This is a genomic window from Mesorhizobium sp. B2-8-5 (assembly GCF_006440675.2).
Taxonomy (GTDB): Bacteria; Pseudomonadota; Alphaproteobacteria; order Rhizobiales; family Rhizobiaceae; genus Mesorhizobium.
On sequence record NZ_CP083951.1, the window covers coordinates 1,222,307 to 1,235,072 of the forward strand.

At 64.0% G+C, this 12,766-nt stretch carries 12 protein-coding genes; 11 read left to right on the forward strand and 1 reads right to left on the reverse strand.

Annotation, left to right across the window (positions count from 1 at the left end; translation table 11 throughout):
• Positions 1 to 6 precede the first annotated feature (6 nt).
• From FJ430_RS05875 to FJ430_RS05905, 7 genes are all read left to right on the forward strand, one after another.
• Entirely contained in the window at positions 7 to 702 is a 696-nt protein-coding gene (locus FJ430_RS05875) for an aspartate/glutamate racemase family protein (protein ID WP_140704398.1), read from the forward strand.
• A gap of 95 nt (positions 703 to 797) precedes the next feature.
• Complete coding sequence (locus FJ430_RS05880; RefSeq protein WP_140704400.1) at positions 798 to 1,193, forward strand: DUF4345 family protein; 396 nt, start codon at positions 798 to 800, stop codon at positions 1,191 to 1,193.
• Between the two features lie 235 nt (positions 1,194 to 1,428).
• Complete coding sequence (locus FJ430_RS05885) at positions 1,429 to 1,989, forward strand: F0F1 ATP synthase subunit delta (RefSeq protein ID WP_140704402.1); 561 nt, start codon at positions 1,429 to 1,431, stop codon at positions 1,987 to 1,989.
• On the forward strand, positions 1,989 to 3,518 hold the full coding sequence (atpA, locus tag FJ430_RS05890; protein ID WP_140646477.1) for a F0F1 ATP synthase subunit alpha: 1,530 nt from the start codon (positions 1,989 to 1,991) through the stop codon (positions 3,516 to 3,518). The genes FJ430_RS05885 and atpA overlap by 1 nt, the downstream gene beginning before the upstream one ends.
• A gap of 34 nt (positions 3,519 to 3,552) precedes the next feature.
• Positions 3,553 to 4,437: a F0F1 ATP synthase subunit gamma gene (locus tag FJ430_RS05895; protein ID WP_140704404.1), complete on the forward strand. Its 885-nt coding sequence runs from the start codon at positions 3,553 to 3,555 to the stop codon at positions 4,435 to 4,437.
• 65 nt (positions 4,438 to 4,502) lie between these two features.
• Entirely contained in the window at positions 4,503 to 6,083 is a 1,581-nt protein-coding gene (atpD, locus tag FJ430_RS05900; protein WP_140704407.1) for a F0F1 ATP synthase subunit beta, read from the forward strand.
• A 109-nt stretch (positions 6,084 to 6,192) separates the two neighbouring features.
• A complete protein-coding gene (locus tag FJ430_RS05905) occupies positions 6,193 to 6,600 on the forward strand; it encodes a F0F1 ATP synthase subunit epsilon (protein ID WP_095769727.1) in 408 nt (135 codons plus the stop codon).
• A gap of 189 nt (positions 6,601 to 6,789) precedes the next feature.
• Here the strand turns inward: FJ430_RS05905 and FJ430_RS05910 are convergent, their stop codons facing one another.
• Positions 6,790 to 8,301, reverse strand: coding sequence for a mannitol dehydrogenase family protein (locus FJ430_RS05910; RefSeq protein ID WP_181175297.1), 1,512 nt, complete (start codon positions 8,299 to 8,301; stop codon positions 6,790 to 6,792).
• 165 nt (positions 8,302 to 8,466) lie between these two features.
• Between FJ430_RS05910 and uxaC the strand changes: the two genes are divergently transcribed.
• The 4 genes from uxaC to FJ430_RS05930 are packed head-to-tail and all read left to right on the forward strand — an operon-like array spanning position 8,467 to position 12,756.
• Entirely contained in the window at positions 8,467 to 9,870 is a 1,404-nt protein-coding gene (gene uxaC, locus FJ430_RS05915; protein ID WP_140704409.1) for a glucuronate isomerase, read from the forward strand.
• 37 nt (positions 9,871 to 9,907) lie between these two features.
• Positions 9,908 to 10,885: a TRAP transporter substrate-binding protein gene (locus FJ430_RS05920; protein ID WP_140646489.1), complete on the forward strand. Its 978-nt coding sequence runs from the start codon at positions 9,908 to 9,910 to the stop codon at positions 10,883 to 10,885.
• Positions 10,882 to 11,472: a TRAP transporter small permease gene (locus tag FJ430_RS05925; protein ID WP_413467829.1), complete on the forward strand. Its 591-nt coding sequence runs from the start codon at positions 10,882 to 10,884 to the stop codon at positions 11,470 to 11,472. Before FJ430_RS05920 ends, FJ430_RS05925 begins: the two co-directional genes overlap by 4 nt.
• A 3-nt stretch (positions 11,473 to 11,475) precedes the next feature.
• Positions 11,476 to 12,756: a TRAP transporter large permease gene (locus tag FJ430_RS05930; protein ID WP_140704413.1), complete on the forward strand. Its 1,281-nt coding sequence runs from the start codon at positions 11,476 to 11,478 to the stop codon at positions 12,754 to 12,756.
• The last annotated feature ends 10 nt before the right edge of the window (positions 12,757 to 12,766 follow it).

Consider the following 12,766-nt stretch of genomic DNA (forward strand, 5'->3'; position numbering starts at 1 on the left):
GCGATCATGAAAACCCTCGGCCTCATCGGTGGCATGAGCTGGGAATCGACCGCGATCTATTACCGCCTGCTCAACGAGATCGTGCGTGAGCGGCTCGGCGGGCTTCATTCGGCCAAGCTGCTCCTGTGGTCGTTCGATTTCGCCGAGATCGCCGAACGGCAGCATGCCGGTGACTGGGAAGGCGCCGGCGTCCTCCTCGTTGAAGCCGCGCGCAGGCTGGAGGCGGGCGGCGCCGAGGGCCTGCTGATCTGCACCAACACCATGCACAAGCTCGCCGACGCGGTGCAGGCGGCCATATCGATCCCGCTTATCCATATCGCCGACGCCACGGCGCATGCCGTCGTCGATGCCGGCGTGAAGCGGCCGGCGCTGCTAGCGACGCGCTTCACCATGGAGCAGGACTTCTACAAGGGTCGGCTTGCCGACAAATACGGCCTCCAGCCGGTGGTGCCGGACCACGCCGGCCGCGACATGGTGCACCGGGTGATCTATGACGAGCTTTGCCAGGGCGTCGTCAAAGGCGAATCGAAATCCGCCTATCTCGACGAAGTCGGCCGGATGCGGCGCACCGACGACGTGGACGGCGTCATCATGGGCTGCACCGAGATCACCATGCTGATCGGCCAGGGCGATTTCGACGTTCCGGTGTTCGACACGACGCGGATCCATGCCGAGGCCGCGGTCGATTTCGCGCTCGCTTGATGCGCTGTACCTAATGTGCCCGCCATCCTCTGGCGCGGTTTCATTCCCTCGCTAGAATGCCGGTGTTTCAGAACAAGAAATACGAGGGGGATTATATGGACTTCGCGTTTCCGTGGCCCGCGAGCCAGGGTGAATGGCTGGCCTGGTCGAGCGCCGTCGTGACCCTGGCCCTCGGCCTGTTCCTGTTCCTGGCGCCGGGGCTTGCCTTTCGCGCGCTGCGCCTGCAGCCAAGGCCGGAGAAAGCGGCGGCGATCGCCGAAGGACGCGGCCGCATGTCGGGCTTCTATCTCGGCGTCAGCCTGTGCTGCATCCTGCTGGCGCAGCCGCTGCTTTACATGGCGCTGGGCTTCTCCTGGCTGTTCACCGCCTTCGGCCGGCTTCTGTCGATGATGTCGGACAGCGCCAACACCCCTTTCAACTGGGTTTCGATCGTGGTTGAATTGGCATTGGCGGCGCTGCCGCTGGCCTTTGCCTTCGGCTTCGTTCCGTGAATTCGACGCTTGAGCTTGGCCTTCGCCGCCTGATGCGACAAAAGTGCCTGAAAACCATGCCGGACGATGCATTGCGGTCTTAAAAAGCCTGTGCTAGACGGCAATCGACTTTCGACCGGGGATAGCGGAAGCCGCGCCTCCGTGCTTGGAAAAATGCAGTAAGGTCAAAGATTTAGCCAGAGTTTTCGCTCGCGCCAACAATCTGCGGCCTGTCAGACAAGAGAAAAGACGGTCCGTGGCCCAATCGTCATCGCCAATCTCAGCTGTCGCCGAACGCTACGCAGGCTCGCTGTTCGAGCTCGCGCTGCAGGACAATTCAGTCGCCAAGGTCGAGGCCGACCTCGGCGGCTTCGAGGCAATGCTCAATGACAGCGACGATCTCTCGCGGCTGATCAACAGCCCGGTGTTTTCCAGCGAGGACCAAGCCAAGGCCATCGCCGCCATCGCCGACAAGGCCAAGATCACCGGCCTGGTCGGCAATTTCCTGCGCGTGGTGGCCAAGAACCGCCGCCTGTTCGCGGTGCCCGGCATGATCAAGGCGTTCCGCCAGATCGCCGCCGACCATCGCGGCGAGGCGTCCGCCGAGGTCACCTCGGCGCATGCGCTGACGGCCGCGCAGCAGGATGAACTCAAGGCGGCGCTGAAAGGCATCGCCGGCAAGGACGTGGCCATCGCCATGACCGTCGATCCGTCGCTGCTCGGCGGGCTGATCGTCAAGATGGGCTCGCGCCAGATCGATACGTCGCTCAAAACCAAACTCAATTCGCTCAAGCTTGCACTGAAAGAGGTCGGCTGATGGACATCCGCGCCGCGGAAATTTCCGCAATTCTGAAAGACCAGATCAAGAATTTCGGCAAGGAGGCCGAGGTCTCCGAAGTCGGTCAGGTTCTGTCCGTCGGTGACGGCATCGCCCGCGTCTACGGCCTCGACAACGTCCAGGCCGGCGAGATGGTCGAGTTCCCGGGCGGCATCCGCGGCATGGCGCTTAACCTCGAAGCCGACAATGTCGGCGTCGTCATCTTCGGTGCCGACCGCGACATCAAGGAAGGCGACACCGTCAAGCGCACCGGCGCCATCGTCGACGCGCCTGTCGGCATGGGCCTGCTCGGCCGCGTCGTCGACGCACTTGGCAATCCGATCGACGGCAAGGGCCCGATCAAGGCAACCGAACGCAAGCGTGTCGACGTCAAGGCGCCCGGCATCATCCCGCGCAAGTCGGTGCATGAGCCGATGTCGACCGGCCTCAAGGCCATCGACGCGCTGATCCCGGTCGGCCGCGGCCAGCGCGAGCTGGTCATCGGCGACCGCCAGACCGGCAAGACCGCCATCATCCTCGACACGATGTTGAACCAGAAGTCGGTGCACGACAACGGCCCCGAAAAGGAAAAGCTCTACTGCGTCTACGTCGCCGTCGGCCAGAAGCGCTCGACCGTCGCGCAGTTCGTCAAGGTGCTGGAAGAGCGCGGCGCGCTCGAATATTCGATCATCGTCGCCGCCACCGCGTCCGATCCGGCGCCGATGCAGTTCCTGGCGCCGTTCACCGCCTGCACCATGGGCGAATATTTCCGCGACAACGGCATGCATGCGCTGATCAGCTACGACGATCTGTCGAAGCAGGCCGTCGCCTACCGCCAGATGTCGCTCCTGCTGCGCCGCCCGCCGGGCCGCGAAGCCTATCCGGGCGACGTCTTCTACCTGCATTCGCGCCTGCTCGAGCGCGCCGCCAAGCTCAATGACGACAACGGCAACGGATCGCTGACCGCGCTGCCGATCATCGAGACGCAGGCCAATGACGTGTCGGCCTACATCCCGACCAACGTGATCTCGATCACCGACGGCCAGATCTTCCTCGAGACCAACCTGTTCTTCCAGGGCATCCGTCCGGCGGTGAACGTCGGCCTGTCGGTGTCGCGCGTCGGCTCCTCGGCGCAGATCAAGGCGATGAAGCAGGTCGCCGGCTCCATCAAGGGCGAGCTCGCGCAGTATCGCGAAATGGCCGCCTTCGCGCAGTTCGGCTCCGACCTCGACGCGGCAACGCAGCGTCTGCTCAATCGCGGTTCGCGCCTGACCGAGCTGCTCAAGCAGCCGCAATTCTCGCCGCTCAAGGTCGAGGAACAGGTCGCGGTGATCTTCGCCGGCGTCAACGGCTATCTCGACAAGCTGCCGCTGAACCAGGTCGGCAAGTTCGAACATGGCCTGCTCAGCCATATGCGCTCGGCCGGCAAGGACGTGCTCGACGCTATCCGCAAGGAGAAGGCGCTGTCGGACGATTTGCGCGCCAAGCTCAAGGCCGAGATCGACGCCTTCGCCAAGACCTTCGCCTAACAACAAGCCGGACGCACGGGATCAGGTTTGAAGCATGCCTTCATTAAAAGACCTTCGTAACCGTATCGCCTCGGTCAAGGCGACGCAGAAGATCACCAAGGCGATGCAGATGGTCGCCGCGGCGAAGCTGCGTCGCGCGCAGGAAGCGGCGGAAGCGGCGCGTCCCTATTCCGAGCGCATGGGCGCGGTTCTGGCCAACATCACCCAGGCGATCGGCGGCGGCGGCGATGCCCCGGCGCTGATGACCGGCACCGGCAGGGACGATGTGCATCTGCTCATCGTCTGCACGGCCGAGCGCGGCCTGTGCGGCGGCTTCAACTCGCAGATCGCGCGCCTCGCCCGCGACCACATCCGCCGGCTGCTGGCCGACGGCAAGCAGGTGAAGATCATCTGCGTCGGCAAGAAGGGTTTCGACATCCTTCGCCGCGACTACGCTTCGATGATCCTCGAGCGTGTCGACCTGCGCGAAGTCAAGACTCTCGGCTTCGTCAATGCCGATGCGATCGCGCGCAAGATCATCCACCTCTTCAACGAGGGCGGCTTCGACATCTGCACGCTGTTCTATTCGCAGTTCAAATCGGTGATCAGCCAGATCCCGACGGCGCAGCAGATCATCCCGGCGGCGCAGGCTTCGGCCGTCGCCGAAACGGGCAACGGCGCCACCGCTGTCTACGAATACGAGCCGGAGCCAGGCGAGATCCTCTCTGACCTCATCCCGCGCAACATCGCCGTGCAGATCTTCCGCGCGCTTTTGGAAAACGCGGCCGGCGAGATGGGCGCCAAGATGAGCGCGATGGACAATGCGACGCGCAACGCCGGCGACATGATCAACAGGCTGTCGATCACCTACAACCGCCAGCGGCAGGCGCAGATCACCAAGGAACTGATCGAGATCATTTCGGGCGCCGAGGCGCTCTAATCACGCGCCGCGCGGGACATCCGGCGGACGGCGTGAACAACGGATAGACGAAAAGGGCAAAGACGATGGCGAAAGCAGCTACCCCGAAGACCGCCGCCAAGGCGGCAGAGGCCCCCAAAGCGGCGGCGAAAGCCGCTCCGGCCAAGAAGGCGGCCGCTCCGGCCAAGGCAGCAGCCCCCGCCAAGGCGGCAGCGACCGCCAACGCGCCGGCCTTTGCGGCCAAGCGCGTCGGCGCCGCCGGCAAGGTCCGCCAGGTCATCGGCGCCGTCGTCGACGTGCAGTTCGAAGATCACCTGCCGGCCATTCTGAACGCGCTGGAAACCGACAATGTCGGCAATCGCTTGGTGCTCGAGGTTGCCCAGCATCTCGGCGAGAACACCGTGCGCTGCATCGCCATGGACTCGACCGAAGGCCTGGTCCGCGGCCAGGACGTCTTCGACACCGGCGCGCCGATCTCGGTCCCGGTCGGCCCGGGCATGCTCGGCCGCATCATCAACGTCATCGGCGAGCCGGTCGACGAGGAAGGCCCGGTCGACGGCGTCGAACTGCGTTCCATCCATCAGCCGGCTCCGGCCTATGTCGACCAGTCGACGGAAGCGCAGATCCTGGTCACCGGCATCAAGGTCCTCGACCTGCTGGCGCCTTACGCCCGCGGCGGCAAGATCGGCCTGTTCGGCGGCGCCGGCGTCGGCAAGACCGTGCTGATCCAGGAGCTGATCAACAACGTCGCCAAGGCGCATGGCGGCTTCTCGGTGTTCGCCGGCGTCGGCGAGCGCACCCGTGAAGGCAACGACCTCTATCACGAGTTCATCGAATCGGGCGTCAACAAGAAGGGCGGCGGCCAGGGTTCGAAGGCAGCACTCGTCTACGGCCAGATGAACGAGCCGCCGGGCGCGCGCGCCCGCGTCGGCCTGACCGGCCTCACCGTCGCCGAATATTTCCGCGACCAGGGCCAGGACGTGCTGTTCTTCGTCGACAACATCTTCCGCTTCACCCAGGCTGGCTCGGAAGTGTCGGCGCTGCTCGGCCGTATTCCTTCCGCCGTGGGTTACCAGCCGACGCTGGCCACCGACATGGGCGCGCTGCAGGAACGCATCACGACGACGACCAAGGGTTCGATCACCTCGGTGCAGGCCATTTACGTGCCGGCCGACGACTTGACCGACCCGGCGCCGGCGACATCGTTCGCCCACCTCGACGCCACGACCGTGCTGAACCGCGCGATCTCGGAAAAGGGCATCTACCCGGCCGTCGATCCGCTGGATTCCACCTCGCGCATGCTCGACCCGATGGTCGTCGGCGAGGAGCACTACCAGGTCGCCCGCCAGGTGCAGTCGATCCTGCAGCGCTACAAGTCGCTGCAGGACATCATCGCGATCCTCGGCATGGACGAGCTTTCGGAAGAGGACAAGCAGACGGTTGCACGCGCCCGCAAGATCGAGCGCTTCCTGTCGCAGCCCTTCTTCGTCGCCGAAGTGTTCACCGGATCGCCGGGCAAGCTGGTCGATCTCGCCGACACCATCAAGGGCTTCAAGGGCCTTTGCGCCGGCGACTACGATCACCTGCCGGAAGCCGCCTTCTACATGGTCGGCGGCATCGACGAGGCGGTCGAGAAGGCGCAGCGCCTCGCGGCTGAAGCGGCATAATGAAGCGAATAGGGAGTAGTGAGTAGTGAGTAGAGAATAGCGGTGTGATCCGGACGGTTGCGTCCCTTCACTACTGACTACTCACTATTCCCTACCTGCTAAGTTTTACATGGCTGAAGCTTTCAAGTTCGAACTGGTCTCGCCGGAGCGGCTGCTCGTTTCCGAGCAGGTGGAGTCCGTGGTCATTCCGGGCGCCGAAGGCGAGATGACCGTGATGGCGCAGCACGCGCCGGTCATGACCACGATCAAGCCTGGCGTCGTCACGATAAAGACCGCGGGCGGCAAGGAAGAGCGCTTCGTCGTGTTCGGCGGTTTCGCCGACATCCTGCCTTCCGGCTGCACGCTTCTTGCCGAATCGGCGACGCATGTGAACGACATCGATCGCGCCGATCTGGCTCGCCGCATCCAGGAGGCCAAGGAAGACGCGGCCGACGCCAAGGACGACGAGAGCCGCAGCAAGGCCGAGCAGTTCCTCAGCCAGCTCACCACGCTAGAAGGCGCGCTGCTGCCGGCCTGATTTCGGCTGCCGACAAGCGATCGAGAAAGCGGGGCCTGCCCCGCTTTTTTGTTTGCCCGTTTTTTCGTTTGCGAAACAGTCCCGAATGCGAACGGGGTCGACTATGCCCGCGCTGCAGGTAACGGATAGGCCGGCAAACAAGTGTGAAGCCGTCCCGGCTCACCATCCAGCCAATACCGGGCACAAACGCTATCGGGCGGTTCCACTCTCGTTGCCGATGCCGAGCGCGGCGAGAGCCAGCTTCGGGCCGCCCTGCTTGAAATGGACGAAATGCGTGGCGACAAATTCGATCAATTTCCGCCGTTCCGCATGGCCCTTGGCAAAGCCGGCGAGATCGAACACGGCCGCCGTCATTTCTGCTGTCGGCAGATTGCGGCCGAACAGGTCGCCGAGGGCGGCATCGAGCGGATCGGTGAAATGGCCCTCCGGTAGGGTCCCGCCGCGCATGGCGCAAGCGGCGATCCAGGCGGCGACAACCAGCGACAGATGTTCCGGCAGCAGACCCGCTTCCAGCCGGGCGAGGGCGGAGGCGACGATGCGTTGCGGCAGTTTCTGGCTGCCGTCATTGGCAATCTGCGCGGTGCGGTGGGCGAGCGCGGTGTTGGAAAAGCGCGCGGCAAGCTCGGCCGTGTAGGCGCTTGTGTCGAGCCCGGCATCCTGCGGCAGCGTTGGGATGGCCTCCTGCCATAGCGCATCGACGAATTGCCGGATCGACGGATCGGCAAAGGCGCGGTCGACGGTGGCGTGGCCGCTGAGCAGGCCGAGATAGGCGATGCCCGAATGCGCGCCGTTGAGCAGCCTCAGTTTCATGTCCTCGAACGGTCGCACGTCCTCGACCATGGTGACACCGAACTTCTCCCAGGCCGGCCGCCCGGCGGGAAAGCGGTCCTCGATCACCCATTGCCGGAACGGCTCGGTCATCACCGGCCACGCGTCATCGAGGCCGAGTTCGCCGGCGATGCGGGCGCGATCGGTATCCGTCGTCGCCGGCACGATGCGATCGACCATAGAAGACGGGAAGGCCACTTCATCGGCGATAAGGCCTGCCAACGGCTGGCTGCCGGAGCCTGTCTGGGCGTCGCGCAATTTCGCGAACTCGATCAGCAGCCGATGCAGCGTCGCGCCGTTGGCCGGCAGGTTGTCGCAGCAGAGCACCGTGAAGGGCGGCGTGCCGGCGGCGCGGCGGCGCGCGAGCGACTCGGCGAGAAAACCATGCGCCGTCTTCGGCGATCCGGGGTTGGCGAGGTCGTGGACAATATCGGGATGCGCGCTGCCGAGCGCGCCGTCGGCTGCCCTGAGATAGGCCTTTTCGGTGATGGTGAGCGTGACGATGCGGGTGCGTGGGTCGGTGAGCGCGGCGAGCACCGCGCCAGGATCCTCCGGAGCGACGAGCAAGGACTGGATCGAGCCGATGACCTGCAGCCGTTCGCCGGCGCTGTCCCTGATTGCCAGCGTGTAGAGCCCGTCCTGCGGCTTGAGCGCATCGCGCGTGTCGGGACTGCGCAGCGAGACCCCGGCGATGCCCCAATCGCTCTCGCCGTCCGCCAGGCAGGCATCGACATAGGCGGCCTGGTGGGCACGGTGAAAGGCGCCGACGCCAAGATGGACGATGCCGGGCGCGACGGACTTGCGGTCGTAGCGAGGCACCAGAATTTCAGCCGGCAGTTCCGCAAGGGTAGCATTGGACAGGCGGCCGCTCATGGAAGCCAGTCTCCGATCGGAAAACGACGGCAGCGACGTAACACCCGCTGTCACCATACACAATGGCCGCGTTCCGTTGGAAAGTCATCATACAACTGCATAATATTTGTATGTTGACATTATCTCTGACCGATCTACCAATAGCGAAGCCTTGGGAGGAGCCGCGTGGCCGCATTGACCGATCCGGACCTGCTATTCGCGCCGGAAACGCGATCATTGGCGCGCGACCTTTACGCCGGTGTGAAGGACCTGCCGATCGTCAGTCCGCACGGCCACACCGACCCGCGCTGGTACGCGCTCAACGAACCGTTTCCCGATCCGGCGCAGCTCTTGATCGTGCCGGACCATTACATTTTCCGCATGCTGTTCAGCCAAGGCGTGCGGCTGGAGGAACTCGGCGTGCCGACGCTCGACGGTTCGCCGGTCGAGACCGACGGCCGGGCGATCTGGCGGCGGTTCGCCGAACATTATTATCTCTTCCGCGGCACGCCGACACGGCTCTGGCTCGACCATGTGTTCGAACATCTGTTCGGCATCGAGGAGCCGCTCACCGCGACCAGCGCCGACCGCATCTACGATACGATAGCCACGCTGCTGCAGCGCGACGACTATCGGCCGCGCGCGCTGTTCGAACGCTTCAACATCGAGGTGATCGCGACGACCGAAGGCGCGCTCGACGATCTCAAATGGCACCGGACGATCCGCGACAGCGGCTGGAACGGCCGTGTCGTCACCGCCTACCGGCCGGACGCCGTGGTCGATCCCGATTTCGAAGGGTTTGCTTCCAATCTCGATCGCCTCGGCGAGATCACCGGATGCAACACCGGAAGGTGGTCCGGCTATCTCGATGCGCATCGAAAGCGCCGCGCCTATTTCAAGGAATTCGGCGCGACCTCGTCCGATCACGGCCATCCGACGGCCGAGACCGCCAATCTTTCCGACGTGGCGGCCGAAGATCTGTTCAACCGCATCCGGAGCGGCTCCGAGGATGAGCGCGAGCGAAAACTGTTCCGAGCCCAGATGCTGACCGAGATGGCCAAGATGAGCCGCGACGACGCCCTGGTGATGCAGATCCATCCTGGATCATGGCGCAATCATTCGCCTTCTGTCTTCCAGAGATTCGGCCGCGACAAGGGCTTCGATATCCCGACCCGGACCGATTATGTGACGGCGCTGAAGCCGCTGCTCGACTGCGTCGGGCTGGAGCGCGACCTCACAATCATCCTGTTCACGCTCGACGAGACGAGCTATGCGCGCGAGCTTGCGCCGCTCGCCGGCGTCTATCCGGCGCTCAAGCTCGGGCCGGCCTGGTGGTTCCACGACAGCCCGGAAGGCATGCGCCGCTTCCGCGAGATGACCACCGAGACGGCCGGCTTCTACAACACCGTCGGCTTCAACGACGACACGCGCGCCTTTCCGTCGATCCCGGCGCGCCACGACGTCGCGCGGCGTGTCGACTGCGCCTTTCTGGCGCGGCTGGTCGCAGAGCATCGCCTCCGGGAGGAGGAGGCGCATGAGCTGGCGCGGGAGCTTGCCTACTCGCTTGCCAAGAAAGCGTACCGGCTCTGAGCCAGAGCATCCGTGATTTTTGAAGGGAGGAAAGAACATGTTGCGTATTTCGAGATTGCTGGCGGCGACATTCGCCATCGGGTCCTTGATGATCGGCACCGCGCGGGCCGAAACCGTCCTGCGCTCTTCGGACACGCATCCGGACGGCTATCCGACAGTCGAGGCGGTCAAATATATGGGCGAGCTGATCAAGCAGCGCACCAACGGGCGCTATTCGATCGAGGTCTATCATTCGGCGCAACTCGGCGAGGAAAAGGACACGATCGAGCAGACCCAAGCCGGCGTCATCGACCTCGATCGCGTCTCCATGGGGCCGTTCAACGGCATTGTGCCGGAAACCGCTGTGCCGTCGTTGCCCTACATCTTCCGCTCGGTCGAGCATATGCGCCATGTCATGGACGGGCCGATCGGCGACGAGATCCTGAAGGCCTTCGAAGCGCATGACCTTGTCGGACTCGCCTTCTACGATTCCGGCGCGCGCTCCTTCTACAACACCAAGAAGGACATCGCCTCGATGGCCGACATGAAGGGCATGAAATTCCGCGTCATCCAGTCGGACGTCTTTGTCGACATGGTGAACGCGCTCGGCGCCAACGCCACGCCGATGGCCTATGGCGAGGTCTATTCGGCGCTGCAGACCGGCGTCATCGACGGCGCCGAGAACAACTGGCCGAGCTTCGAATCCGCCAAGCACTACGAGGTCGCCAAGCACTACACGCTGGATCAGCACCAGATCGTGCCGGAGGTGCTGGTGATGTCGAAGGCAAGCTGGGACAAGCTCGCGCCGGAAGACCAGGCGATCGTGCGCCAGGCGGCCAAGGACAGCGTCGTCAAGATGCGCGAGCTGTGGGACGCGCAGGAAAAGAAGTCGCGCGACATCGTCGAGAAGGCCGGCGTCAAGGTCAGCGAGATCGACAAGCAGCCGCTGATCGACGCGATGAAGCCGGTCTACGACAAATATCTGTCGACTCCCGAGCTCAAGGACCTCGCCGCCCGTATCCAGGCGACGAAATGACTGGGATGGGCAACGGGCCCGGTGGCACGGAGGTTTCCGCGCTGCCATCCAGCCGGTCGGGTCCGAAAGGGTTCTGGCTGCGGGTGGAACGGACCCTTTCTGGGCTTGCGCGGTTGGCGTTATGGGTCAGCGGCACCGGGTTGACGCTGATGACCGTCATCATCTTCTGGCAGGTTTTCTCGCGCTACGTGTTGAACCGCTCGCCGAGTTGGACCGAATCCTCATCCGTGCTGCTGATGGGCTGGTTCATCTTTCTCGGCGCCGCCGTCGGCGTGCGCGAGCGCACGCATCTCGGCTTCGACGTGCTGCTCTATGTCTTGCCTGCCTCGGCCAAGGCGGTGCTGCGCAGCATTTCCGATCTCGTCGTGCTGGCCTTCGGCGCCGGCATGATCGTCTATGGCGTACAACTGGCCAGGTTGACCTGGAACACGGTGATGCCATCGCTCGCCTTGCCTGGCGGCGTCAGTTTCCTGCCCGTCATCCTGGGTGGCGGGCTGGTCTGCCTGTTTTCACTCGAGCGGCTGGCGGGGCGCTTTGCCGGGCTGCCGGTCGATGCCGACATCTACGCAACCGGCGAGGAGCTTTGAACCATGGCGCTGATCGTGCTTTTCGGCACTTTCGTCTTCCTGCTGGTTATCGGCACGCCGATCGCGTTCTGCCTCGGCGTCGCCAGCTTCGCGACGATCCTCACGATCGGCCTGCCACCCGTCGTGGTGTTCCAGCGGCTCAATTCCGGCGTCAGCGTCTTTTCGCTGATGGCCATCCCGTTCTTCATCTTCGCCGGCGACCTTATGGTTCGCGGCGGCATCGCCGCCCGCCTGGTGGCATTGGCCGGGTCCCTGGTCGGCCATCTGCGCGGCGGTCTGGGCCAAGTCAACATTGCCGCGTCGACCATGTTCGGCGGTATTTCCGGTTCGGCGGTGGCCGATGCCTCAGCCGTCGGCGGGCTGATGATCCCGCAGATGAAGGCGCGCGGCTACGGCGTCGACTATGCCGTCAACATCACCTCAGTCGGCGCCATCATTGCGCTGCTGATCCCGCCGTCGCACAACATGATCATCTATTCGATCTCGGCCGGCGGCCGCATCTCGATCGCGGATCTGTTCACCGCTGGCGTTCTGCCGGGGCTGTTGCTGGCCTTGTCACTGATGGTCACCGCCTATCTGGTGGCAAGCCGGCGCGGCTATCCGACGGAACCGTTTGCCGGTTTCGGCCGGACCTTGCAGTTGCTTGTCGCCGCCATTCCCGGGCTGATCCTGATCGGCATCATCTTTGGCGGCGTCCGATCCGGTATCTTCACCGCAACCGAAAGCTCGTGCATTGCCATCGTCTATGCTTTCCTGGTGACGTTGATCATCTACCGGTCGATGAGCTGGAACGATTTCGTCACCGCGACCACAGCGGCGGTGCGCACGACAGCGATGGTGTTGATGATTATCGGCTGCGCCGCGGCCTTCGGCTGGCTGCTGGCCTATCTCCGGGTTCCGGCAGCGCTTGTCGCGTTTTTGCAGTCCGTGTCCGACAACAAGCTGGTCATACTGCTTCTGATCAATGTCGTCCTGCTCATCCTCGGCACATTCATGGACATGTCGCCGCTCATCATTATCACCACGCCCATCTTCCTGCCGGTGGTCATGGCCTATGGCGTCGATCCCGTGCATTTCGGCGTCATCCTGATCCTCAATCTCGGCATCGGCCTTTGCACGCCGCCGGTCGGCGCGGTGCTGTTCGTCAGTTGCGCCATCGGTCGCATTCCCATCTGGACGGCGATGCGCTCGATCTGGCCGTTCTATGGAGCTGCCTTCGCGGTGCTGATGCTTGTCACCTACATACCGGAAATCTCATTGTGGCTGCCGAGCCTGTTCCATTAGGAGGGCACCA